At 59.3% G+C, this 23,011-nt stretch carries 22 protein-coding genes and 1 pseudogene; 17 read left to right on the top strand and 6 right to left on the bottom strand.

From position 1 onward, the window contains the following. Positions 1 to 39: 39 nt before the first annotated feature. Positions 40 to 765, bottom strand: coding sequence for a DUF72 domain-containing protein (locus I2I01_RS19125; protein WP_196288102.1), 726 nt, complete (start codon positions 763 to 765; stop codon positions 40 to 42). 124 nt (positions 766 to 889) lie between these two features. On the opposite strand from I2I01_RS19125, the gene I2I01_RS19120 reads away from it, so the two are divergent. The 3 genes from I2I01_RS19120 to I2I01_RS19110 all read left to right on the top strand — a co-directional run bounded on the left by I2I01_RS19120 (position 890) and on the right by I2I01_RS19110 (position 3,895). Then, complete coding sequence (locus I2I01_RS19120; RefSeq protein WP_196288101.1) at positions 890 to 1,999, top strand: acyltransferase family protein; 1,110 nt, start codon at positions 890 to 892, stop codon at positions 1,997 to 1,999. Positions 2,000 to 2,036: 37 nt separating this feature from the next. Beyond that, positions 2,037 to 2,438: an NUDIX hydrolase gene (locus I2I01_RS19115; RefSeq protein ID WP_211538041.1), complete on the top strand. Its 402-nt coding sequence runs from the start codon at positions 2,037 to 2,039 to the stop codon at positions 2,436 to 2,438. Positions 2,439 to 2,554: 116 nt separating this feature from the next. Continuing rightward, positions 2,555 to 3,895, top strand: a complete 1,341-nt coding sequence (locus I2I01_RS19110) for a PQQ-dependent sugar dehydrogenase (protein WP_196288100.1) — start codon at positions 2,555 to 2,557, stop codon at positions 3,893 to 3,895. Positions 3,896 to 3,984: 89 nt separating this feature from the next. Here I2I01_RS19110 and I2I01_RS19105 read toward each other — a convergent pair whose 3' ends face one another. Continuing rightward, entirely contained in the window at positions 3,985 to 5,142 is a 1,158-nt protein-coding gene (locus I2I01_RS19105) for a hypothetical protein (RefSeq protein ID WP_196288099.1), read from the bottom strand. A 113-nt stretch (positions 5,143 to 5,255) separates the two neighbouring features. Here I2I01_RS19105 and I2I01_RS19100 point away from each other — a divergent pair, with 113 nt between their 5' ends. After that, positions 5,256 to 7,385 carry a prolyl oligopeptidase family serine peptidase gene (locus I2I01_RS19100; RefSeq protein WP_196288098.1) on the top strand — a complete coding sequence of 710 codons (2,130 nt, stop codon included), beginning with the start codon at positions 5,256 to 5,258 and terminating at the stop codon, positions 7,383 to 7,385. Between the two features lie 177 nt (positions 7,386 to 7,562). Then, complete coding sequence (locus tag I2I01_RS19095; RefSeq protein WP_196288097.1) at positions 7,563 to 8,177, top strand: class I SAM-dependent methyltransferase; 615 nt, start codon at positions 7,563 to 7,565, stop codon at positions 8,175 to 8,177. Positions 8,178 to 8,266: 89 nt separating this feature from the next. Here the strand turns inward: I2I01_RS19095 and I2I01_RS19090 are convergent, their stop codons facing one another. The 3 genes from I2I01_RS19090 to I2I01_RS19080 form a co-directional block, all read right to left on the bottom strand. Further along, positions 8,267 to 9,862: a protein adenylyltransferase SelO gene (locus I2I01_RS19090; RefSeq protein WP_196288096.1), complete on the bottom strand. Its 1,596-nt coding sequence runs from the start codon at positions 9,860 to 9,862 to the stop codon at positions 8,267 to 8,269. A 160-nt stretch (positions 9,863 to 10,022) separates the two neighbouring features. Next, positions 10,023 to 10,946 carry a pirin family protein gene (locus I2I01_RS19085; RefSeq protein ID WP_196288095.1) on the bottom strand — a complete coding sequence of 308 codons (924 nt, stop codon included), beginning with the start codon at positions 10,944 to 10,946 and terminating at the stop codon, positions 10,023 to 10,025. 157 nt (positions 10,947 to 11,103) lie between these two features. Beyond that, positions 11,104 to 11,763, bottom strand: a complete 660-nt coding sequence (locus I2I01_RS19080; protein ID WP_196288094.1) for a T9SS type A sorting domain-containing protein — start codon at positions 11,761 to 11,763, stop codon at positions 11,104 to 11,106. Positions 11,764 to 12,250: 487 nt separating this feature from the next. Here I2I01_RS19080 and I2I01_RS19075 point away from each other — a divergent pair, with 487 nt between their 5' ends. The 3 genes from I2I01_RS19075 to I2I01_RS19065 all read left to right on the top strand — a co-directional run bounded on the left by I2I01_RS19075 (position 12,251) and on the right by I2I01_RS19065 (position 15,395). Further along, positions 12,251 to 12,817, top strand: a complete 567-nt coding sequence (locus I2I01_RS19075; RefSeq protein ID WP_230679186.1) for a hypothetical protein — start codon at positions 12,251 to 12,253, stop codon at positions 12,815 to 12,817. A gap of 96 nt (positions 12,818 to 12,913) precedes the next feature. Further along, positions 12,914 to 13,639 (top strand): DoxX family protein, encoded by a 726-nt coding sequence (locus I2I01_RS19070; protein ID WP_196288093.1) that lies wholly within the window; start codon positions 12,914 to 12,916, stop codon positions 13,637 to 13,639. A gap of 166 nt (positions 13,640 to 13,805) precedes the next feature. Next, the gene (locus tag I2I01_RS19065; RefSeq protein ID WP_196288092.1) at positions 13,806 to 15,395 is read left to right on the top strand and encodes an ABC-F family ATP-binding cassette domain-containing protein; all 1,590 of its coding nucleotides are present in this window, start codon (positions 13,806 to 13,808) and stop codon (positions 15,393 to 15,395) included. A gap of 45 nt (positions 15,396 to 15,440) precedes the next feature. Here the strand turns inward: I2I01_RS19065 and I2I01_RS19060 are convergent, their stop codons facing one another. Next, positions 15,441 to 15,947, bottom strand: a complete 507-nt coding sequence (locus I2I01_RS19060; protein ID WP_196288091.1) for a hypothetical protein — start codon at positions 15,945 to 15,947, stop codon at positions 15,441 to 15,443. A 226-nt stretch (positions 15,948 to 16,173) separates the two neighbouring features. Between I2I01_RS19060 and I2I01_RS19055 the strand changes: the two genes are divergently transcribed. The 9 genes and pseudogenes from I2I01_RS19055 (at position 16,174) to clpB (ending at position 22,955) form a co-directional block, all read left to right on the top strand. Further along, positions 16,174 to 16,788, top strand: coding sequence for a porin family protein (locus I2I01_RS19055; protein WP_196288090.1), 615 nt, complete (start codon positions 16,174 to 16,176; stop codon positions 16,786 to 16,788). Positions 16,789 to 16,909: 121 nt separating this feature from the next. Continuing rightward, positions 16,910 to 17,149, top strand: coding sequence for a hypothetical protein (locus tag I2I01_RS19050; protein ID WP_196288089.1), 240 nt, complete (start codon positions 16,910 to 16,912; stop codon positions 17,147 to 17,149). Next, positions 17,133 to 17,567, top strand: coding sequence for a putative toxin-antitoxin system toxin component, PIN family (locus tag I2I01_RS19045; protein WP_196288088.1), 435 nt, complete (start codon positions 17,133 to 17,135; stop codon positions 17,565 to 17,567). The genes I2I01_RS19050 and I2I01_RS19045 overlap by 17 nt, the downstream gene beginning before the upstream one ends. A 222-nt stretch (positions 17,568 to 17,789) precedes the next feature. After that, on the top strand, positions 17,790 to 18,344 hold the full coding sequence (locus tag I2I01_RS19040) for an ImmA/IrrE family metallo-endopeptidase (RefSeq protein ID WP_196288087.1): 555 nt from the start codon (positions 17,790 to 17,792) through the stop codon (positions 18,342 to 18,344). A gap of 1 nt (position 18,345) precedes the next feature. Next, a complete protein-coding gene (locus I2I01_RS19035) occupies positions 18,346 to 18,774 on the top strand; it encodes a hypothetical protein (RefSeq protein WP_196288086.1) in 429 nt (142 codons plus the stop codon). A 2-nt stretch (positions 18,775 to 18,776) separates the two neighbouring features. Further along, positions 18,777 to 19,085 (top strand): annotated as a pseudogene (locus tag I2I01_RS23315) (bis-aminopropyl spermidine synthase family protein); the annotation flags it as partial. Positions 19,086 to 19,141: 56 nt separating this feature from the next. Further along, entirely contained in the window at positions 19,142 to 19,597 is a 456-nt protein-coding gene (locus I2I01_RS19025) for a bis-aminopropyl spermidine synthase family protein (protein WP_230679184.1), read from the top strand. Beyond that, positions 19,590 to 20,231 carry a hypothetical protein gene (locus I2I01_RS19020; RefSeq protein WP_211538040.1) on the top strand — a complete coding sequence of 214 codons (642 nt, stop codon included), beginning with the start codon at positions 19,590 to 19,592 and terminating at the stop codon, positions 20,229 to 20,231. The genes I2I01_RS19025 and I2I01_RS19020 overlap by 8 nt, the downstream gene beginning before the upstream one ends. Before the next feature lie 114 nt (positions 20,232 to 20,345). Next, positions 20,346 to 22,955, top strand: a complete 2,610-nt coding sequence (clpB, locus tag I2I01_RS19015; protein ID WP_196288083.1) for an ATP-dependent chaperone ClpB — start codon at positions 20,346 to 20,348, stop codon at positions 22,953 to 22,955. Positions 22,956 to 23,011 lie beyond the last annotated feature (56 nt).

The raw sequence follows: 23,011 nt of genomic DNA, 5'->3' as shown, positions 1-23,011 counted from the left end.
ATGACGTTCTTTTTATGATTCGATATTGGGCTTTCAGCACTATCCTCCCACCATCCCCAACATCTGCTGGGCATTGCCGATGGCCGAGGCGTCGATGTCGTTGTTGAAATACAGATACGCCTCCTGCACGTCGGGCTGTGCTTTCACTTCATCCATTACGCGGCGCAAAAAGCCTTCATCGTAGGGCGAGCGGTAGAGGTCGGGCACGCCATGAAAGCGGTAGTAGAGCGTGGTGGCAGTGACAACCACGGCATCGGGTAGTTGCGGGTGGCTCTGGCCGCAGAAAATGACCTGTCGGCGTGCAAGCTCCTCGTACACGTCCGGCTGCCACCAGCTGGGGTGGCGAAATTCGAGCACGTTCTGGAAGCTGGGGTCAAGGCTATCGAGGATGCGGGCGAGGCGATCGGGCTCGTAGCTCATGCGGGGCGGCAGCTGGAACAGGACGGGGCCCAGCTTTTCGAGCAGGCCGCGGCTGGTCGTGTCGTAGAAATCGGCCAGCAGTTGCTGCACGTTGTGAAACTGCTTATAGTGCGTGATGAGCTTGGGCGCTTTCACCGCAAAGCGAAAATCCTCCGGGCTCTGCCGGTGCCAATTTTCAAGAAAGGACAGCTGCGGGAAGCGGTAAAACGTCACGTTCAGCTCCAGCGTGCGGAAGTGCTGGCTATAGAAGTCGAACCACAGCCGCATGGGCATCTTTTCGGGGTAGAAGCGGCCGCGCCAGTGGCGGTAGTGGTAGCCCGAGCAGCCAATGTGAAACGTTGCCATAGCCCGTGCAAACGCGGGCCCCGACTGCGAGGTTAAGGCCGAGCTTGTAGCAGTTGCTGCATTTGGCTGCCTACCTTTCAGCTTTAGTGGGAGGCGGCAGTGGCAGAACCTGCAGAAATCAAGCATGACGGACGCTAAAAAAGACTACTTCCCTGCCCTGACCGGCCTGCGCGCCGTGGCCGCCGCGCTGGTATATGTGCATCATTACAATCCGTTTTCGCCGGCGCGGTTTGGCTGGCGCATCCACAATCTGGCAGCCGAAACGCACATTGGGGTCACGGTATTTTTTGTACTCAGCGGCTTCCTAATTGGCTACCGCTACCTGGGGCGCCGGGTGGCGCTGCGCACCTACTTCGCCAATCGGGTAGCCCGCATCTACCCGATGTACTTGCTGCTGACCACCCTCGTTTTCGCGCTGCTGCACTACCGGGAGGGTCTGCCGTTTTCCCTGGGCGAGTACCTGCTCAACATCACTTTTCTGCGGGGGCTATTCGAGCAATATGTGTACTCTGGCATCGCGCAGGGCTGGTCGCTAACGGTCGAGGAAATGTTCTACCTGTCGGCGCCGCTGGCGTTCGGGCTCCTTCAGCGCAGCCGGCAATGGCTATGGGCGTTGCCGCTGGCGTTGGTGATGCTAGGCGCGGGGCTGGTGGTGCTGTGCCGGCCGTTGCAGTGGCACGGGTTTTTCGGCTCATTCGATTTTCTGTTTCAGTTCACTTACCTCGGGCGGGCTATAGAATTTTTTGTGGGTGTGGGACTCGCGTGGTGGCTGCGGCGCACGGGCACCGCGCACGCGCCACGAGGGCTGACCTCCGCTGGAATGGTGGGCATGCTGTTCTGCCTAGGCGTCCTTAGTTTGCTACACGGCCCCACTGAAGGCAGCTTTGGCGTGTTCACGCCCGCGGGTATGTTCATTAACAACGTGGCCCTGCCCGTGCTCGGTATTGCCCCGCTGCTGTGGGGCCTGGTCGGTGAAGCTACCTGGGTGCGTCGCCTGCTCAGCAGCCGGCTTTTGGCGCTATTGGGGCGTAGTTCTTATGTCTTCTACCTCATTCACGTAGGTGCTGTGCGGCATCTGTTGTACCAGTGGATAGGCAGCAGCGTCCTGACGGCGTTGTCGCTATGGCTCGTCTCCATTTTGCTATATAAAATGGTGGAAGAGCCCCTCAACCGCTGGCTACGGTGCGTGTTGCAAGGCTCGCCAGCGACCGCACCCGTGCTAATGCCGCAATAAAGTGCGCCGTGCTTCTGGTTCAATTGAAAAGCAACTCATGCCCATCATCGACAAAATAGCCTGGCTACACCTGCACGATGGCGAAATCCTAAGCACGCGCAGCCACGGCAAAGACCGGTACTACTTTCCCGGCGGCAAGCGCGAACCCGGCGAAACCGACGCCCAAACACTGCTGCGTGAAATCCGGGAGGAGCTGACCGTGGCGCTCGACCCCGCCAGCCTGGCACCGGCGGGTACCTGGGAAGCCCCCGCCCACGGCCACCCGGCTGGGGTGCTCGTGCGCATGACGTGCTACTACGCCCGCTATACCGGCCAGCTGCAACCGGCGGCCGAAATTGCGGAAGTGGCATGGTTGCGCTACTGGCACCGGGCCGAAGTCTCAGCCGTCGACCAGCTGATATTTGACTGGCTGCGGGCGCAGAATTTATTGGCTGATTGACGCGAAGGACGGCGCAGGGCTAAGCTTAGGTGCAACTAAATCTGGTTAGGGAAGTAAAGCCAAAGGCCCGCTGGTAGTATGGCGGGCCTTTGTGTGCTTATTCGTTTCCGCCCTTTATGACGTTGAATAATTCCCGCTGGCTGCTGGCCGGCCTCGGCCTGCTGGCAGCCTGCGGCGGCCCCAGCAAAGAAGAAAAGCAAGAAGCCCAAGCCAACACGCCGGCCCAAACCGTGGAAACGCCCGTGGCCGACTCGGTGCACCTGCCGGCGCCCTACGCGAGCAAATCCGTCACGCACCGCGTCGACATCGAGCCCTGGCCCGCCGGCCGCACGCCCACCGCGCCCGCCGGCTTCACCGTGACCGAGTACGCGGGGCAGTTTCAGAGCCCGCGCTGGATGTACGTGGCACCCAACGGCGACGTGCTGGTGGCAGAAGCCAACACCATCCCGACGACGATGACCAAGAAGGTGGCCGCCGAGCTGAAGCTGGACAAGTCCCGCTCGCTGCGCGACGAAAGCGCCAACCGCATCACGCTGCTGCGCGACACCAACCACGACGGCAAGCCAGATGTACGCACTACTTTTCTTTCGGGATTGAGCCAGCCCTTTGGCATGCTCATCATCGGCAACAACTTTTACGTGGCCAACACCGACGGCGTACTGCGCTTTCCCTACCAGCCCGGTGCCACCAAGATTACCGGCGATGGGCAGCGCATCCTCGACCTGCCTAAAGGTGGGTACAACAACCACTGGACCCGCAACCTGCTGGCCAACGCCGACAACTCCAAGATTTACGTGACCGTGGGCTCGGGCTCCAATGTGCAGGAACACGGCTCGGCCAACGAGGTGCGCCGGGCCAACATTCTCGAAATCAACCCCGACGGCACCGGCGAAAAAATATACGCCAGCGGCCTGCGCAATCCCATTGGCCTGCAGTGGCAGCCCGGTACCCAAAAGCTGTGGACCGTGGTGAACGAGCGCGACGAGCTGGGCGATGAACTGGTGCCCGACTACTTCACCAGCGTGCAGCAAGGCGGCTTCTACGGCTGGCCCTACGCTTACTACGGCCCGAACGAAGACCCCCGCCGCAAAAACGAGCGGCCCGACCTGGTGAGCAAAACCCGGGTGCCCGATGTGCCGCTGGGCGCCCACGTAGCGGCCCTGGGCCTCGCATTCTACGACAAAGATGCCTTCCCTGCCAAGTACCGCAACGGGGCCTTCATCGGCGAGCACGGCTCCTGGAACCGCTCGCAGTACTCGGGCTACAAGGTGGTGTTTGTGCCCTTCGAAAACGGCAAGCCCGGCCAGCCGGAAGACTTCCTGACCGGTTTCCTGGCCGGGGGCGACTCCAAAACTGCCTACGGCCGCCCCGTGGGCGTAACCACCCTGCCCGACGGCTCCCTACTGGTGGCCGACGACGCGGCCGACCGCATCTGGCGCGTGAGCGCGGCCAAGTAGGAGCAGGCCGAAAGGAAACAAAAGAACGTCATGCTGCGCGCAGCATGACGTTCTATTTTTATTCGTCTCTTACCTATTATCCACCCTCCCTAAAAAGCGGCCCGGCGCACCCGGTGGCGAATGCGCCCGCTGTGCACATCTACGTAAAACGTGGCTTGCGTGCCCATTTCGGTTTCGAAATCTACCCGAACTTCGGTAGGACGCTGGGGCTTACGGAACGAAGACAGCTGGCGTAGGTTGAGGACGCGCAGCTGAGTGGGCTGGTCGCGCGGCACCACGGCCAGGCGGTTGTAGGTTTCGTCGTAGAGGTAGTGCGTGCGGGTGCGGGGCAGGTAGGTGCTAAGCATGTGGTTGCCCAGGCCGCCGTCGATGCTGTAGAGATGGAAGGATTTTAGCACGCGCCCGTCGACTGTTATTAACTGGGCATTGGGGCCTCGTAAGGGCACTTCCTCGCCGTACTGGTCATAGCCGGCGGCGTACACCACCAGGGCCGTCTCGTTGTTCACCAAGAGGGTGCCGGCTACTTCGCGGCCGGGCTTTTCGAGGTTGGTGACGTGGCCGTTGGCCTGCAGCAGCTCGCAGCTGGTGAGCAGCGTGCGCCCATCGGCCGAGAGCACCGAATTGGAGTTGCAGCCGCCCGTCCAGCGGGCCAGCGCCAGGTGCCGCACCTTGCCCGTGGCGGCGTCGAGCAGCAGCAGGGCCTGACCACCGGCGTCGCTTTCGGGCGGGTAGAAATTAATTTCAAACGCCAATGCCTTGAAAGCGGGCAGGTAGCCCGAGAAGATGGGCGGCGTGGCCTCGGCTTCCACCGCCAAATCGGGGCTCACGGCGGCCGAAAAGCTCGTTTTTTTCAGCTGCCGCGCAAATTGGGCTTTGCCATCGGCCCGCAACAGGCGGAAGGTATAGTAGCCTTCAAAGCCCGTCACGGTGTCGGCTTCGGGCGAGTCGGCGGCGGGGCTGGCCGGCAGGATGTGCCGCAACGGCCGGGCGCTGTCGGTGCGGGCCCCCACCTGCACGCGGTAGGCAGTGTTGTTGATGCGCACCAGGGCCGGGGCCTGGATGGAATCGCCCACGCCCGGCAGGCGCAGGTAGGGCAAGGCCGTATTAGCGGCAACCAGCGTCCGGGGCGCCGTCTGGGCCACCGAAACGGGGCGCCGGGTGTGCGCGGCCGTTTCCTGCAGGCTGGCGGTGTTTTGGTCGCAGCCGGCCAACAGTAGCAACCCGGCAGCCACGAAACAGGCACTCAAAAGCAAGGAAGCGAAGGAGCGGATTGGCGGAGCGTATTAGTTTTCGATGCCAAATTACGACATTGAACAGACGTTACCGGTCTCAGGCCCGTTTTCACATTCACTTTGTTCCCATGAAACCACTGCGCTACACCTTCCTGGCGGCCGTACTGGTCGGCGCCGCCGCTCATGCCCAGGCCCCGATTAAAACGTTGCCTTACCCGCAGCCCCGCAAGGTCGATACCGTCACCACTTATTTCGGCACCAAGGTGCCTGACCCCTACCGCTGGCTCGAAAACGACCAGGCGCCCGACACCAAAAGCTGGGTGCAGGACGAAAACAAGGTGACGCAGAACTACCTCAGCCAGATTCCCTTCCGCGAAACCATTCGCAAGCGCCTGGAAACATTGTGGAATTACGAGAAGTACGGCGCGCCCTTCAAGGAAGGCAAGTACACCTACTTCAGCAAGAACACCGGCCTGCAAAGCCAGTCGGTGCTGTACCGGCAGCTGGGCGCCACGGGCACGCCCGAGGTTTTCCTCGACCCCAACCAGTTCTCGAAGGACGGCACCACCTCGTTGGCCGGCATCAACTTCACCAAGGACGGCAGCCTGGCCGCCTACCAGATTTCGGAAGGCGGCTCCGATTGGCGCAAGGTCATCGTGCTGAACACGGCCAACAAGGCCCTGGTGGGCGACACGCTGAAGGACGTCAAGTTCTCGGGCCTGGCCTGGCGCGGCAACGACGGCTTCTACTACAGCTCCTACGACAAGCCCAAGGCCGGCAGCCAGCTGGCCGGCAAAACCCAGATTCACAAGCTGTACTACCACAAGCTAAACACGCCCCAAAGCAGTGACAAGCTGATTTTCGGGGGCGAGAAAACGCCCCGCCGCTACATCAGCGCCAGTGTGACCGAGGACCAGCGCTTCCTAGTGATTACGGGGGCCAACACCACCACCGGCAACGAGCTCTACATCCAGGATTTGAGCAAGCCGAACAGCCCCATCGTGCAGGTGGTGGACAATGAAAAGAACGAGGCCGACGTCATCGACAACGTGGGCAGCAAGCTTTACATTTTCACCAACCTGAACGCGCCCAACAACAAGGTGGTGACCGTAGACGCCGCCAATCCCAAGCCCGCCAACTGGAAAGACCTCATTCCGGAAACCCAGAATGTGCTGAGTGCCACCACTGGCGGTGGTAAAATCTTCGCCAACTACCTCAAGGATGCCACTTCGCTCATCGAGCAATATGATATGAATGGCAAGAAGGAGCGGAGCATCACGCTGCCCTCGGTGGGCACGGCCGGCGGTTTCGGCACCAAGAAGGAGGAAAAGGAGACCTACTACGTGTTTACGTCCTACATCTACCCGCCCACCATCTTCAAGTACGACATTGCCACCGGCAAATCGACGGTTTTCAAGAAGGCGGGCGTGCAGTTCGACCCCAGCAAGTTTGAATCGAAGCAGGTGTTCTATAATTCCAAGGACGGCACCCGCGTGCCCATGATTATCACCTACAAAAAGGGCACCGTGCTCAACGGCAAAAACCCCACGTTGCTCTACGCCTACGGCGGCTTCAACTCCAGCTCCACGCCGGGCTTCAGCACCTCCAACATTGTGCTGCTCGAAAACGGTGGTATCTACGCCGTGGCCAACATCCGGGGCGGCGGCGAATACGGCGAAAAGTGGCACCTGGCCGGCACCAAGCTGCAAAAGCAGAACGTGTTCGACGACTTCATTGCCGCCGCCGAGTACCTAAAAGCCAACAAATACACCGACACCGACCACCTGGCCATCTCGGGCGCTTCCAATGGCGGCCTGTTGGTGGGCGCCACCATGACGCAGCGCCCCGACCTGTGCAAAGTGGCCTTCCCCGCCGTGGGCGTGATGGACATGCTGCGCTACAACCAATTCACGGCCGGCGCCGGCTGGGCCTACGACTACGGCACGGCCCAGGACTCGCCCGAGATGTTCCAGTACCTCTACAAATACTCGCCCTACCACGCCATCAAGCCGGCCAGCTACCCCGCCACCCTGGTCACCACCGCCGACCACGACGACCGGGTGGTGCCCGCCCACTCCTTCAAGTTTGGCCAGCGCCTGCAGGATGCCCAGCAGGGTCCCGCGCCCGTGCTCATTCGCATCGAAACCAAGGCCGGTCACGGCGCGGGCCGCTCCACCGCCCAGGTTATCGGCGAGCAGACCGATAAGTGGGCCTTCATGTTCCAGAACATGGGTATGGTGCCTTACCAGAACAACTAGGCTCGGCGGGCGTTGCGCGTCAACGCGCTGCCCATTTGGCGATTCTTTCAGCAGGCAGGTTTTCCGCCCGGAAAGCCTGCCTGCTGTGCTTCTGGGCTAACTTTTTAACCAAGTCAATCCGTAAACAAACCGTCCGATGACGCCGCGGTAACTCGGCCGCGCACTTACCTGATGGCTATGGATTCCTCGTTTGTAGCAGAGTTTTTCCGCAACCCGGCCACGGTGGGCTCTCTGATTCCCAGCTCGCGCGAGCTGACGGAAAAGGTGATGGCGCCCATCAACTTTGCCACGGCCCGGTGCATTGTGGAATATGGCCCCGGCACGGGCGTGTTCACCGACATCATCATCGGGCGCCGCCGGCCCGAAACCGTGGTGCTGCTGGTGGAAGTGAACCGACGGTTTTGCAAGCTGCTGCAAGCCCGGTATTCCAGCCAACCCAACGTGCACGTGGTGCACGGCTCGGCCGACAAGACGGGGGACTATCTGAAGGAACTAGGCGCTCCCCCGCCCGACTACGTGGTATGCGGGCTGCCATTCTCATCGTTGCCGTGGCGGCAGGGCTGGCGCATTCTGGAGCACACCCGGCAGCTGCTCTTGCCCAGCGGCCGGCTCATTCTCTTCCAGTATTCACTGCAAAACCGGAAACTATTCGAACGATTCTTCCAACCACTCGACCATGCCCACGTGCTGCTGAACCTGCCCCCGGCGCACGTGCTGGTGTACGCCCCCACACCGGAGGCGTCGACGTCAGGGCCGCCCCCAGCCGCTGCAGACGCGGCCGACTCCCGCTAGCACCAACGCGTAGCACTGTTAACACAGCCAGGCTCGGCTCTGGCGTTGACTTTGGGGCCATATGCAGCTTTTGGGTCTCGTAGCCCTGGTTAAGAGCTGCACGACAGTGTGGCCGCGCCGGGCTTGTCGCGGGCCCAGTCGGGCCGCTTGGCCGCCAGTGCCTCGTATTCGGAGTGCTCGTCAAACGGCGTTTTCAGCACGTGCATGAGCCGCTCCAATACCGATAAGTCGCCGGCTTCGGCCGCTTCAGCGGCTTGCTGGGCCAAGTAGTTGCGCAGCACGTACTTAGGGTTGGCCGCCAGCATGCCAGCCCGAATGGCTTCCTTCTCGGCCGGTTCCTGCCGCAACCGGGCCGTGTAGCGGTGCAGCCACTTCAATAGGTTCCGGTCCTCATCGGGCGCCACCGAGTAGGCGGCCTTTGCAATCAACTCCGCAAAAAGTGCGTCCTCATTGCCAGTGCCTGCAATCAGCGCCGGCGCCAAGTGCGAAAGCTGCCGGAAGAACCACGTCATGTCAATTTCCGGCTTCGACAGCGCCTGGGGCAATTCCCCAGTCAGGGCACGGTCTTCGTCGGGAAATTGAGAGGTGAGGCCCAACTTGCGCAGCATCAGCTCGTGCTGGGTATCGGCCAGGGTGCGGGCGTAAATGTCCAGGCCCCCACGCAGCACCTGGGCATCGGGCAGCAGCGGGCTCAGGGCCTGGGCCAGCGCCATTAGGTTCCATAGAGCCACGCGGGGCTGCTGGCCGAAAGCGTAGCGGCGCGAGCCGAAATCGGTGGTGTTGGGTGTCCAGTCGGGGTCGTAGGGCTCCAGCCAGCCGTAGGGGCCGTAGTCGATGGTGAGGCCGAGGATGGACATGTTGTCGGTGTTCATCACGCCGTGCACGAACCCCACCGTCATCCAGTGCGCCACCATCACGGCCGTGCGCCGGGCCACTTCTTCAAACCAGCGCACGTAGGCGTCGGGGCCGGGCGGACCCAGCTCCGGGTAGTGGTGGCGTAGCGTGTAGTCGGCCAGCGCGCGCAGATTGTCCATTTCGCCGTGCGCAGCCATTATCTGAAAGTTGCCGAAGCGGATGAACGTGGGCGCCACCCGCGCCACAATGGCGCCCGGCTCTTCCTGTGGGTTGCCGTTGTAAAACATATCCCGCACTACGGCCTCGCCGGTGCCCACCAGGCTCAGGGCCCGTGTGGTGGGCACGCCCAGGGCGTGCATGGCCTCGCTGCACAAAAACTCCCGCAGCGAGGAACGCAGCACCGCCCGGCCGTCGGCCCGGCGCGAGTAGGGGGTAGGCCCGGCTCCTTTCAGCTGAATTTCCCAGGGCGTGCCATCCACAGCGGCCACCTGGCCCAGCGAAATGGCGCGCCCGTCGCCCAACTGCCCCGCCCAGTTGCCAAACTGGTGCCCGCCGTAGCGCGCCGCAAAAGGCTTCATGCTGGCCGTGACGAGGTTGCCCGCCAGCGCATCCACCGCCGGGCCTTGTGCGGCGGGCTTGGCTATGCCCAGATACTCACCCAACTCCTCTGACCAGGCCAGCAGGCGCGGGGCTTGCACCGACGTGGGCTGCACCCGCGAGTAGCAATAGCCCGGTACCTGCCGCGAGCCTTGAATGGCAGAGTCTTCGCCGCGCAATTCATCGACGAAGGGATTCTCGAACGGGATTTGTTCCAGGGAAGAGGCACTCATAGCAGCATCGTTTTCGGGGGTGGAAGCGTTGCGCACACTTCTATTGGCGCGCAGACCGGCCCTCTCCAAACGGTCTGCCGCCTCGCTTGTTTTGGCAGAGCTTGGCTGCTTGCGGCGCTACTGTTGCGGATGGTTGGCCCTCAGGCCCCTGCAAAAAGCATTACGACAACGCCTGCGGAGCAGGCGAGCCGCCAGTGCCCGCTGGCCGGGTGCGGTCCGAGGGCAGGGGCACAAACTCGGCGTTGTCGTTGGGCGGCAGCACAATGCGGCCGGCCTGCCAGTCGGCTTTGGCCTGCTCAATCCGCTCGCGGCGCGACGACACGAAGTTCCACCAGATGAACCGCTCGCCTAGCGGCTCGCCGCCTAGCAGCATCAGCGTGCTTGGCTCCAGGGCCACCAGCACCGGGTCGAGGCCGGGCGTGAACACCAGCAGCTGGCCCGGCGTGTAGACGCGGCCGTTCACTTCCACGCGGCCCTTGGCCACGTAGGCGCCGCGCTCGGGGTAGCCGCGCGGCAGCCCGAAGCGGGCGCCGGCTTGTAGCACCACGTGCAGGTAGAACAGCGGCGAATGGGTGCGCACACCGTTTTTCAGCCCGAAGGCCTCGCCCGCAATCAGCCGCATCCACACGCCCGTGTCGGTAAAGATGGGCAGCTCCTGCGGCTGATAGTTGGCGAAGGTGGGCGCCTGTTCCTCGTCGGCTTCGGGCAGGGCCACCCAGGTTTGAATCATCTCCAGCGCCCCGCCCGCCAGCGCGGCCGGGTCCTCAAAGCGCTCCGAATGGGCAATGCCCGAGCCGGCCGTCATCCAGTTCACCTCCCCAGGCCGAATAATCTGCTCCACGCCCAGGCTGTCGCGGTGCGTCACCTGCCCGCCAAACAGGTAGCTCACCGTGCTCAGGCCGATGTGCGGATGGGGCAGAACATCAAGGCCGTGCATCTGGGCCGGCGCCACGTTCACCGGCCCCGCGTGGTCCATAAAAATGAACGGGCCCAGCATGCGCCGCAGCCGGTAGGGGAGGATGCGCTGCACCGCAAACCCGGGCGCCAGAGCCGCTGGGCGGGCATCAATAACAAGGTCGAGCATGGGAAAGGCTGGTTACCAACGCCGGCAAGGGTTTCGTGTTCCGGCGATGAAAAGTACTCACCAGGGGGATTTCGTGGCCGCCCGCGCCCATAAAAAAACGCGGGCACAAGCCAGTGGCTCGTGCCCGCGTCGGAGCAGTGTCTAGTTGCTAAACAGGCTATTCAACCACCAGGCGGGTGGTTTGGGCCATATCGGCAGTTTCCAAACGCAGCAGGTACAGGCCGGCGGCGATGCCGGTCAGCGGCAGGGCCTGGCCCTGGGCGCCCACGCCCTGGCGAACCGGGGCAAACTGGCGTACCGTCTGGCCCAGTGCGTTTTGCAGCGTCAGGGTGGCGGTGCCGGCGGTGGGCAGGTTGTAGTTCACGTAAGCGGTGCCGCTGGCGGGGTTGGGGGCAATGGCCAGCTTCAGCACGGCATCGAAGCTGTTTTTAGCAGCTGCGGCAATCGAGAACTGGTAAACGCCCGTCGAGCTGTTGAAGCGCACGGTGTAGCGGCCGGCCGTGGCAATAGGAATGTTGGGGCCGCCCTGCGTGCCAGTGCCAGTGGGGAAGGTGTTGGCGCCCCAGTTTACGGTCCAGGCGTTATCGGCGCGGAATTTCACTTCGCCAACGGTCAGCGGCAGGGTAATGGTCCAGTCGTTGCCGGTTGCCGTGGTGCGGGTCATCGGAGTCGAAGCATCCCAGCCCGTCGGGTTGGTAGCGGTGATAGGCGTGGCCGAGCCAATGATGCCCACGGTGGTAATGGTCTGGGCCATCGACATCGTGGCCGAGAGCAGGAAAGCTAGCAGGAAGCTTAACTTAAGAGTAGAGTTTTGCATGATTGTGGGATTTTGAAAAATGTTGGTTAAGAAATTATAGCCCAAATTTAAAATGTTTTTATTGGTTATGCACCAATTTGGATGCATTTTTCACAAGAAAAAACGTTTGCCCATCCGCATAGCGTCCCGGAAGAGTCACGGCTTCACTGCTGGGCTTTAAATTTCAATAAACTAGGAAATGAATGGCGCTGCCGTGAGCGCAACCGGACTGGTGTTCTGCGCCAACTTCTGTTAAGGGCAGCTCGCAGCTCCAGCACGATGAGAAATATGGGCAACTGCTATGGCGAAATGCGAGCAGAACCTGAATGCGTAAATAAACTTTGAATTACAAAGTTCTTTTACTTCCTTTGTGATGTTAATGCCAGCACCGGTTTCAGTAGCTCGGTCCGGTGGGCATGTTTCCCGGCGCTAGCCGTGGGTGCCAAGCATCCGGCCCGGCAATTTTCCATTGTTTTCTCAAATTCTTCAACCCTTAAATCTTACGGTCATGACTCTTCTCCAAAGCATTGCGCGCCTGGCGCTGGTGGTAGCGCTACTTCTGCTCATTCCCCTGGTGGCCATGCAGTTTAGCACGGAAGTAAATTGGTCGGTGTTTGATTTTGTGGTGGCGGGCGGCCTGCTATTTGGCGCCGGCCTGACGTTCGTGCTCATCGCGCGGAAGTGGAACAACACCGCCTACCGGCTGGGCGTGGGCGTGGCCGTGGCGGCGGGGCTCTTGCTGGTGTGGGCCAACCTGGCCGTGGGCCTGGTGGGCAGCGAAGACAACCCGGCCAACCTGCTCTACGGCGGCGTGCTGGCGGTGGCGCTCATTGGGGCTTTTGCAGCTCGCTTCCGGCCGGCGGGTATGTCGCGGGCCATGTTTGGGGCGGGGCTGACCTACGTGCTGGTTACGGCCATTGCGCTTTTTGTGTGGAAACCCACCGGCGCGGCCGCCGAGCCCTCGGTGCACCTGCTGAATGTGCTGGTGGCGAACGGGGTGTTTGCGGCGCTGTGGGTGGTGGCGGGGCTGCTGTTTCGGCGCGCCGGCGCAACGGCGAATCGGCAACTGGCCTAGCCCGAAAAAACGTCGGCGCGGGGCTGGGCCCGGGGCTGCCTTGCCGGGCCCTGCCAGCGGCCGCCACGGCACACGCTCCCTTATTTCTGCAAGTTCATGCACGTTTTTGCTACGCTCGACCTCCTGCATGCGCAGGCCAAACACAACCGCTGGATGCGGTATTTCGCGGTGTTCTGCCGGGTGGCGCTGACGGCCGGCTTCCTGCCGTCGGGGTTCGTGAAAATCATGGGGGAGCGGTTTACTTCCCTGTCCGACAACCAGCCCATGGGGCACTACCTCGAAGCCCTGTCGCACACCGGCTACTACTACACCTACATCGGCATTGCGCAGATGACGGCGGCCGTTCTACTGCTCATTCCGGGCACGGCCGTGCTGGGCGCGGTGCTGTATTTCCCCATCATCCTCAACATCTGCATTCTCTCACTGGCGGTGCGGTTTGAGGGCTCGCTCATTACCTCGCCCTTGATGGTGGTGGCCAACGTTTTTCTGCTCTGCTGGTACTACGACCGGCTGAAGTACCTGCTGCCCTTCAGCCCACCGCCGGTTCCGGCAACGCTGGAGCCCGCCCGCATCAGCCAGAAATTTCCCAAGGCCTTTTTCGCCGGGGCTGCGGCCACGGTGGTGCTGGTGGTGCTGGCCGTCACCAACGTATTCGACGTGATGCCGCGCAACACGCTGGCCGATTGCCGCTCGCAGTTCAAAGGCCGCCGCGGCCACCGCACCCAGGCCGGCTACCAGTTCTGCGACTGTATTCATAGGCAGGGCCAACCCCTCGACCAGGCCCTCGACGCCTACCACAAGGCCCCCGACGACACTCCCTGAGCCCGCGGACCGGCAGAGACCGACGATGCGTCTGGCAATAAAAGCGTAAATTTGCCCGCAACAGCACCCAAGCCCGCTTTATGTAATAGCTGATTTCATCCAAAAATCGAGTAGCCCACCCGCCGAGCGGGCGGCTATATCCGTTCGCTTTTTTGAGAATGAAACCATGCTATTGCTGCAAAACCTGGGGTATGCACACCCCAACAAAGACGTGCTGTTCGACGGCCTGAATCTGGCCGTCGGCGCCCACCAAAAAATGGCGCTGGTGGGCAACAACGGGGTAGGAAAATCCACACTGCTGAAAATTATGGCGGGCCAGCTGGCGCCGTCTGTGGGGCGCGTGCAGGCCAGCGCGCCGCCGTACTACGTGCCGCAGCACTTCGGTCAGTTCGACGACCTCACCGTGGCCCAGGCCCTGGGCGTGGAGCCTAAGCTGAAAGCCCTGCAGGAAATCCTGAACGGCGAGGCCACCGAGGCCAACCTGGAAACGCTGGACGACGACTGGACCGTGGAAGAGCGAAGCCAACAGGCGCTGCAGCATTGGGGCCTGGCCGAGCTAAGCCTGACGCAGCCTCTGGCCAGCCTCAGCGGGGGCCAGAAAACCAAGGTTTTCCTGGCCGGCCTGGCCATTCATCAGCCCGAGCTGGTGCTGCTGGACGAGCCCAGCAACCACCTCGACCACGCCGGCCGGCAGCTGCTGTACGATTTCATTAGCAGCAGCGCCAGCACCTTGCTGGTGGTGAGCCACGACCGGAAGCTGCTGAACCTGCTCGACGCGGTGGCCGAGCTGAGCAGGCGCGGCATTGCGCTCTACGGCGGCAATTATGACTTCTACGCCGAGCAGAAGCAGCTTGCAAGCACCGCCCTGCACCAGGAAGTGAAAAGCCAGGAAAAAGCCCTGCGTAAGGCGCGCGAAACCGAGCGCGAAGCCCTGGCCCGCCAGCAAAAGCAAGACGCCCGCGGCAAGAAAAGCCAGGATAAAGCCGGCCTGCCCACCATTGTGCTGGGCATGATGCGCAACAGCGCCGAAAACAGCGGCGCCCGCCTCAAAGGCCAGCACGCCGAGAAAGTAGGTGCCTTGGCCCAGAAGCTAAGCGAGCTACGGAATGAGCTGCCCGAAGTAGACAAAATGAAATTTGGCGTGGCCGATTCGGCCTTGCACCAAGGCAAAACCCTGTTTGAGGCCCACGAGCTGAACTATGGCTACGGCCCGCGCCCGCTGTGGTCCGAGAGCCTGAATTTCCAGATACAAAGCGGAGAGCGCTGGGCCCTGCACGGGCCCAACGGCGCCGGCAAAACCACCCTGCTCAAGCTGCTGACCGGGGAGCTGCAGCCCACGCAGGGCACGCTCTACCGTGCCGGCGGCCCCGCGGTGTTCATCGACCAGGACTATTCGCTCATCAACGGCCAACGAACCGTTTATGAGCAGGTGCAGCAGTTCAACACCGCGGGGCTGCAGGAGCACGAAGTCAAGATTCGCCTGGCGCGCTTCCTGTTTCCCAAAGAATACTGGGACAAGCCCTGCCGCACCCTGAGCGGCGGCGAAAAGATGCGCCTGCTGCTGTGCTGCCTCACCAGCAGCGCCCAGGCCCCCGACCTGCTCATCCTGGACGAGCCGACCAACAACCTCGACCTGCAAAACCTGGAAATCCTGACCACCGCTTTCCAGGACTACCGCGGCACCCTGCTGGTGGTATCGCACGATGCGTACTTCCTGGAGCAACTGCGCGTGGAGCATACCATTCGGCTGGGCTAGGTGCTGACCCGCGCGGCTTTTCGTGCCCGGGCTGCTGAACAACAGCTAGTCCTGGCGGTGCATGGTGCGCTGCTCCATCCAGCGCCAAGCCGCCCGCAGGGAGTAGAACCGCTGAAACTCGAATTCCTGGTTCAACTTGTCGAGCAGCAATAAGTTGGTGTACGGCGCTGGCGTGTCGGCATCGGATAAGAAACCGATGCTGCGCAGGCTCGCGCAGTGGGCCTGGATGCCCGGAATCCACTCGTGCTCCACCCACGGGGCCGCGTCGCCCCAGTCGCCGGAGGTGCCGCGGATGTCGTGCATGAGGCCCAGCGGCTGCAGCTGCTGGTTGATGCGCAGGCCCACCTGAGCCGCGCGCACCAGCTCGTCTGCCGTGACGTGGCCGTGCCAGCGCACATAAAGCACCCGCATGAGTGGGAAAAAGGTGTATTCAGCGGCTACCGCGCCGAAGGAGTCGTACGTGACGTGGACTGGGCGGCCGCCTTCGCGCAGCTTCGTGCTGGCGTACGGCAACTGCAATACGCTCTTCTGTCTGGGGCTAAGCTTGCTCACAGCCAATAAAATAATATTTTGCAAATATAAAAGCACAAGCAGGGGAGGAGAGCCGTTGCAACCAGGCAGCAGGTTCGGGACTCATCAACAACGTGGGTGCCTGCGCTAAGGCCCTGCCCCGCCCGCAATGGAAGATGCGAAAGCATCTGGCGCAACTGCGGGCCCGCAGGCAATAGCAGCACGAGTTGAACGTTTGGCCCAGGCAAATACATATTTCCTCCTTCCTATGAGACTGACCTTTCTCTCCATCGTTCTCGCAGCCGCTACCACGGCCGCTTCCGCCCAAAATGTACGGTTCGGCCTCAAAGCCGGGCCTTCCTACACCAAGTTCCGCGGCGTCGACCCGCAGCAGCTTAGCTCGGCCAGCAATGCGTATCGCCTGGGCTTCCATGCCGGCGTGATGGCCGACATCAAAGTGACGGACCGGTTTTCGGTGCAGCCCGAGCTGTTGTATTCGCAGAAAGGGGCCCGCAACAAACTGGTATCGGATATAAATACGGTTGTTACCTACCTGGATTTGCCGATAATGGTGAAAGCGCGCCTGGGTGAAACCGGTTTTTTCCTGGAAGGAGGTCCACAATTTGGCTATTTGCTCAGCGCTAAAGCAACGTTTAAGAGCACTACTTACGATGACCGGGACTTGTATGAAAAGGTAGATGTGGGCTACGCTGCCGGCATCGGGTACCAGTTTGCCAGCGGCCCTCTCCTCGGCTTCCGCTTCAATGGCGGCCTCGCGCGCCTCAACAAGCCTTATATTTTTAATGGCCAAATCAGACCCACCGAAGACATGTGGAACAATGCGTTCCAGCTGTACGCCGGCTACTTCCTGACGCGCAAGTAACCCACCCCCGCCCCGCGCGCCCGCTGTCTCCGCCGCTGAAGAAACAGCCGCTTCTGTGTAGCAACACCGAACCAGCCAAGTTGTATCTTCGTTTTGCAAGACACCACCGTTTATAACTCTTATGTCGACGCTGCCGCTCAACACCGATTACGAGAAAATAGCCGAAGCTGTGCTGCGCTTCTCGCCGCGTCAGCAAGCGCTATTGGCGGGCCGCATTCAGAGGAATTTGGGTAAGTTGGTAGACGTAGCCAGCAAGCAAGTCAATCGCCGGGCAAGTGCTGCCACTTCAAAATTGACCGAGGACGACATTGCGCGGGAAATAGAAACGGTACGCACCGAGCGACATGCCCGGCGCAAATAAGCTGCGCGTCATAGCCGACTCTAATGCTTGGATAAGCCGTTTCATCTTGCCCAATAGCCTCACTGGCCAGCGGATGAAGCGGCTTGCGGCTGATAAACGGATAACCCTCGTGTTTAGCCAAGCCCTCAAAGACGAGCTGCGGGCGGTGCTGCAGCGGCCCAAGTTTCGCAAGTACATCACGGCTGAAAACCTGGCCGTATTTCGCGCCTACCTAGACGCTTTTCCCACCACGCCGGTAACGTCGGCGGTGGCGCTGTGCCGCGACCCCAAAGACAACTTCCTGCTCAACCTCGCCTTGGACAGCCAAGCCGATTATTTGCTTACCGGTGATGAGGACCTGCTGGTGCTGGGCCGCGTTGGTTCCACCAGCATACTGACTTTGGCAGATTTTGCGCAGCAAATGGGACTGGGTGAATAACCCACCCCCGCCCCGCGCGCCCGCTGCGGAAGAAACGGGGGCTTCTCAATTAGCCTTTGTTACTCTACTCGTTACGCGTGAAACAAAGCTTCTGCGGTACGTATGAGCATTGCTATGTTTAGGCTAGGCGAAAAAAATCAACTCCTTGAAGCAACAAAGTTCGGGAAAGCTATTACATTTAGCCTGCCATGCTAGTTAGCATGAAATAATAACACCGGTCAAATGGTTAGCGTATTGCAAGAAGAGTTGATACAAAATCCAAATACCATGGTAAATAAGGCTGAAATCGAACGCAAGGTCGACGAAATACTTCGCAATAATGAAGCGAATTCTATTCCTGTTGACCCCGTTACCTTAGCTAATAGGCTTGGTATCAAAATCCATAACGCTGAGTTTTCGGATGGAAGTCTTTCAGGAATGATTTCTAAACGTGGCGACAATATTATGATTCTAGTAAATCGACAGGACTCGGATACTAGGAAAAGATTCACAATTGCACACGAATTAGGTCATCATTTCCTTCACCTAATGGAGGAGGACGGAGAATTTGTTGACGATACAATGAATTTGTTTCGCCAACAACTGCCAGATGGCGAGCAAAGGTCTTCCAAGAGAAAGGAAGTTGAGGCTAATAAATTCGCTGCTGCTCTTTTGATGCCTAAGCGTCTAGTAAAGAAAGAATTTGAGCGTAATAACGATTTGACCTATTTGGCATGGAGATTTGGGGTTTCTGAAGCATCCATGGGGTACAGGATAAATGAATTAGGACTCAATTAACATGCCAGATTCTCTTGATTCATTGCCGCCTGAAATAAGGGCACAGATTGAGGAAATTGGGGAGGCGGTTCATTCTGATTCAGAATTAGATGAAAAGAAAATATCGGGTTATGAAAGAGTGACTAAGGCCAAAGACCAAAGTTTCAAACTGCAAACTTTGGTAGGTGCTTGGCAACGTCAAAATAAAGCAGAAAGAAAGCTGCGGCAAAAGGTGGCGTGGTGTATTCTCGTAGCATTAGGTATTCAGATAATATTGGTGAATACGACTTTCTTTTTAATAGGGTTTGGCGTCATTAAAGCAGAGGAAAATTTAGCTAAAATATTTATATTAGCTGTTTTTGCTGAAATAGTGGCAATGGTACTGATTGTTTTGCGTTACTTGTTTCCAAGAACAGGCAATGAATTTTTGCAATTAATAAAAGAACTTTAAACATGGCTTCAATAAATCTTCGAGAAGCATTAAATGCATTGTCTGAAGTAATAACAAACAGACCAGTCGCTTTACGAGAATTTGACCAGATTTATATGAAAGCTGGGGATATGATTCTTCAGACTGAACATATAAGCAGAATTTTTGATAAAAAGGACATTGTGTTAATAGGTGATGGGGATGCAATAGGTTTAAGTTTAGCCCACTTGCATAGCTTAGGAATTTTGAGCTCAGGACCTAACTCTATTCTTCTACTAGATTTTGACGATAGAATAGTTTCTTCAGTAAATAGATTCGCTAAAAAATATGGTATAGAGAAAAAATCAAAGCTCAGTTATACAATGTTGCTGAAGCACTGCCCGAAAATTTGTGGCAAAAATTTGATGGGTTTTATACTAACCCCCCATACGGGGCTAGTAATGAGGGGAGGAGTATTGAGGCGTTTGCTCAGCGAGGTATTGAAGCATGCAAGGAGAATGCTGTTGCTTGTTTAGTGATTGCTGATTATCCTGAGTATTTGTGGACTAAGCAATTAATGTTCAGTACTCAGCAGTATATGTTAATTAATGACTTTTATGTTTCGCAGCTTCTACCCAAGTTTCATCATTATCATTTAGATGATAGTCCAGAACTCACGTCATGTTCAATGACTTTTGATAGAATAGAATTTATTCCTTTGCCATATGGTTCGGAAGATTTGAAGCCTGATATGCTGGCAAATTTTTACGGTAAATTTTCTCCCTTAACTGTGCGATATGTAACAGATAAGACAGGTGGTGGTAAGATGCCATCATTCGATTACGAATTCGTTCCTTTTGAATAACAAAAACATGGCACAAGAAGACGCTTTTATATTCATGAAAGTAGGCGCTCACGCAGGTGAGACGTTTGAGCAAATCTTAGCAAGGAAAAACGAGGAATTTGAAAGAACTGGGAAGGTGTTTTGGGGCTATGGCGGCTCGGCGTGCCATCCAATTCAACAAGTTCAGCCTTTTGTTAAATCAAGGATTCAGCAGAACTCTAAAGGAGTGTACCTCTTGATGCAGTCAGTTATTTCTAATGCTGACCCAGACATTTTGCCCGCTGAGGAGTACTCAGAAGATGGTGTTAATTGGAAGCCCGTTCCTGATGGAATTAGGGTAACAGGGTCCAGATATGCACTTGTATTGGATGAAATAACTCCAGAATCTTTCTTCATAGATACCAGCAGTACCATAGTTGGAATAGGTCCGAGTAGGGGTAAAGCAGGAGACAGCTACATGAAGGGAAGAACGGATAAAGCGTGCCTCATTGGTGATATTGATAAATCACACATTACAGATGAAGAGCCTGGTAATAAAGCTATTAAAAAAATCAGCTTTGCCGCTAAGCTACAAGCTCCATACGCCGTAATGCTTCGTGGCAAAAAGTACAATGACTTTGGAGGTGCGGCTGAAACTTTGTCCAGTTTCGAGTAATTTATCTGCTGGTTTCCCGCCAAAAAGTCCGAAAAACCACTCTTGCACCCCCTTTGCTAGTCCCCTCGTACAAACTTCCTAACCCGAAGCACCTACCTAAAGAGACTACGCAACATGGACTTTAAAAACTTCACCATCAAGGCGCAGGAGGCCGTGCAAAAGGCCACCGAAATCGCCGGGGGCAACCAGCAGCAGGCTGTTGAGACGGGCCACCTGCTGAAGGGCCTCTTCCAGAGCGACGAGAACGTCTTCTCGTTTCTGGCCAACAAGCTCGGGGCCAACCTCAACATCCTCACCCCGCGCCTCGACGCCATCGTGGCCGCCTACCCGAAAGTGAGCGGCGGCTCGCCCTACTTCGCCAACGAGGCCGCCGCCGCCGTGCAGCGCGCCAACGCCGCCATGAAGGACATGGGCGACGAATTCGTGTCCGTGGAACACCTGCTGCTGGGCCTGCTCGGCGGCCGCGACGCCGTGGCCACCCTGCTGAAAGACACCGGCTTCAACGAGAAGGACGCCAAAGCCGCCATCCAGGAGCTGCGGGGGGGCCGCAAGGTCACGAGCCAGAGCGCCGAAGACCAGTACCAGAGCCTGAACCGCTACGCCCGCAACCTCAACGAGCAGGTGCGCAGCGGCAAGATGGACCCCGTGATTGGCCGCGACGAGGAAATCCGCCGCGTGCTGCAAATCCTCTCGCGCCGCACCAAAAACAACCCCGTTCTGCTCGGCGAGCCCGGCGTGGGCAAAACCGCCATCGTGGAGGGCTTGGCCCAGCGCATCGTGGCCGGCGACGTGCCCGAAAACCTGCGCGACAAAACCATCATGAGCCTCGACATGGGCCTGCTCGTGGCCGGCGCCAAGTACAAGGGCGAGTTTGAGGAGCGCCTCAAGGCCGTCATCAAGGAAGTGACCGATTCCGACGGCCAGATTGTGCTCTTCATTGACGAGATGCACACCCTCATCGGGGCCGGCGGCGGGGGCGAGGGCGCCATGGACGCCGCCAACCTGCTCAAGCCCGCCCTGGCGCGCGGCGAGCTGCACGCCATCGGCGCCACCACGCTCAAGGAATACCAGAAGTACATCGAGAAAGACAAGGCCCTGGAGCGCCGCTTCCAGGCCGTGATGGTCGACGAGCCCTCGCAGGAAGACGCCATCAGCATCATGCGCGGCATCAAGGAGAAGTACGAGCTGCACCACGGCGTGCGCATCACCGACGACGCCGTGATTGCGGCCGTCGAGCTGAGCTCGCGCTACATCACCGACCGGTTTCTGCCCGACAAGGCCATCGACCTCATGGACGAAGCCGCCGCCAAGCTCCGCATCGAGCTGAACTCCATGCCCGTGGAGCTCGACGAGGTGCAGCGCCGCATTATGCAGCTCGAAATTGAGCGCGAGGCCATCCGCCGCGAAGACAACAAGGACCGCGAAACCGTGCTCAGCAAGGAGCTGGCCGAGCTGGGCGAGAAGCGCGACAGCCTCAAAGCCCGCTGGGAAAGCGAAAAAGGCGTGCTCACCGGCATCCAGGAGCAGAAAGAAGCCATCGAGCGCTTCAAGCTGGAAGCCGAGCAGGCCGAACGCCAGGGCGATTACGGCCGCGTGGCCGAGCTGCGCTACGGCAAAATCCAGGAAGCCGAGCAGAAGCTGAAGCAGCTGCAGGACCAGGCCAACGCCAACAAAGATGGCGGCTCGATGCTGCAGGAAGTCGTGACCTCCGAGGACATCGCCGAAGTAGTAGCCAAGTGGACCGGCATCCCGGTGAGCAAAATGCTGCAGTCAGACCGCGAGAAGCTGCTCAACCTCGAAGCCGAGCTGGGCAAGCGCGTGGCTGGGCAGTCCGAAGCCATCGCGGCCATCTCCGACGCCGTGCGCCGCTCCCGCGCCGGCCTGCAGGACCCCAAGCGGCCTATCGGCTCGTTCATCTTCCTGGGCACCACCGGCGTGGGCAAAACCGAGCTGGCCAAGGCGTTAGCGGAGTATTTGTTCAACGACGAAAACGCCATGGTGCGCATCGACATGAGCGAGTTTCAGGAGCGCCACGCCGTGTCGCGGCTCATCGGCGCGCCTCCCGGCTACGTGGGCTACGACGAAGGCGGCCAGCTCACGGAGGCCGTGCGCCGCAAGCCCTATTCGGTGGTGCTGCTCGACGAAATCGAGAAGGCCCACCCCGACGTGTTCAACATCCTGCTGCAGGTGCTCGACGATGGCCGCCTCACCGACAACAAAGGCCGGGTGGCGAACTTCAAGAACACCATCATTATCATGACCTCGAACACCGGGGCCGACATCATTCAGCGCAATTTCAAAGAGCTGAACGAGTTCAACCACGACGAAGTGGTGGACCAGACCCGCGAGGAAGTGGTGGAGCGCCTGAAGCAGCACATGCGCCCCGAGTTCCTGAACCGCATCGATGAAATCGTGATGTTCCAGCCGCTCAAGCGCAAGGAAATCCGCAAGATTGTCGACATCCAGTTCAAGCAGATTCAGCAGCGCCTGGCCGAGTCGGGCATCCAACTCGAAGCCACCGACGAGGTGCTCGACTTCCTTGGCGAGCAGGGCTTCGACCCGACCTTCGGCGCCCGCCCGCTCAAGCGCGTGCTGCAACGCCTGATTCTGAACGAGCTATCGAAGGACATCCTCGCCGGCAAAGTCAGCAAAGACGCCGTGGTGGAAGCCGAGTTAGAAGACGGCCAAGTGCGGTTTGTGAACGTGGAACTGCCCACGGTGTAAGTAGGAGTTGAGGTTGTAAATGCGAAAGCCCCGCCAGCACTGTGCTGGCGGGGCTT

The organism is Hymenobacter properus (assembly GCF_015694735.1).
Classification (GTDB): Bacteria; Bacteroidota; Bacteroidia; order Cytophagales; family Hymenobacteraceae; genus Hymenobacter; species Hymenobacter properus.
Note: the sequence above shows the minus strand (reverse complement) of the source record. Positions and strands in the feature narration are given on the sequence as shown.

Excerpts from the sequence above, each read along its gene's own strand:
- clpB (WP_196288083.1), top strand. The coding sequence starts at position 20,346 with ATGGACTTTAAAAACTTCACCATCAAGGCGCAGGAGGCCGTGCAAAAG.
- I2I01_RS19050 (WP_196288089.1), top strand. The coding sequence starts at position 16,910 with ATGTCGACGCTGCCGCTCAACACCGATTACGAGAAAATAGCCGAAGCT.
- I2I01_RS19075 (WP_230679186.1), top strand. The coding sequence starts at position 12,251 with ATGACTCTTCTCCAAAGCATTGCGCGCCTGGCGCTGGTGGTAGCGCTA.
- I2I01_RS19125 (WP_196288102.1), bottom strand. The coding sequence starts at position 765 with ATGGCAACGTTTCACATTGGCTGCTCGGGCTACCACTACCGCCACTGG.
- I2I01_RS19070 (WP_196288093.1), top strand. The coding sequence starts at position 12,914 with ATGCACGTTTTTGCTACGCTCGACCTCCTGCATGCGCAGGCCAAACAC.
- I2I01_RS19085 (WP_196288095.1), bottom strand. The coding sequence starts at position 10,946 with ATGCTCGACCTTGTTATTGATGCCCGCCCAGCGGCTCTGGCGCCCGGG.
- I2I01_RS19115 (WP_211538041.1), top strand. The coding sequence starts at position 2,037 with ATGCCCATCATCGACAAAATAGCCTGGCTACACCTGCACGATGGCGAA.
- I2I01_RS19110 (WP_196288100.1), top strand. The coding sequence starts at position 2,555 with ATGACGTTGAATAATTCCCGCTGGCTGCTGGCCGGCCTCGGCCTGCTG.
- I2I01_RS19035 (WP_196288086.1), top strand. The coding sequence starts at position 18,346 with ATGCCAGATTCTCTTGATTCATTGCCGCCTGAAATAAGGGCACAGATT.
- I2I01_RS19065 (WP_196288092.1), top strand. The coding sequence starts at position 13,806 with ATGCTATTGCTGCAAAACCTGGGGTATGCACACCCCAACAAAGACGTG.
- I2I01_RS19090 (WP_196288096.1), bottom strand. The coding sequence starts at position 9,862 with ATGAGTGCCTCTTCCCTGGAACAAATCCCGTTCGAGAATCCCTTCGTC.
- I2I01_RS19080 (WP_196288094.1), bottom strand. The coding sequence starts at position 11,763 with ATGCAAAACTCTACTCTTAAGTTAAGCTTCCTGCTAGCTTTCCTGCTC.
- I2I01_RS19055 (WP_196288090.1), top strand. The coding sequence starts at position 16,174 with ATGAGACTGACCTTTCTCTCCATCGTTCTCGCAGCCGCTACCACGGCC.
- I2I01_RS19040 (WP_196288087.1), top strand. The coding sequence starts at position 17,790 with ATGGTTAGCGTATTGCAAGAAGAGTTGATACAAAATCCAAATACCATG.
- I2I01_RS19045 (WP_196288088.1), top strand. The coding sequence starts at position 17,133 with ATGCCCGGCGCAAATAAGCTGCGCGTCATAGCCGACTCTAATGCTTGG.
- I2I01_RS19095 (WP_196288097.1), top strand. The coding sequence starts at position 7,563 with ATGGATTCCTCGTTTGTAGCAGAGTTTTTCCGCAACCCGGCCACGGTG.
- I2I01_RS19100 (WP_196288098.1), top strand. The coding sequence starts at position 5,256 with ATGAAACCACTGCGCTACACCTTCCTGGCGGCCGTACTGGTCGGCGCC.
- I2I01_RS19120 (WP_196288101.1), top strand. The coding sequence starts at position 890 with ATGACGGACGCTAAAAAAGACTACTTCCCTGCCCTGACCGGCCTGCGC.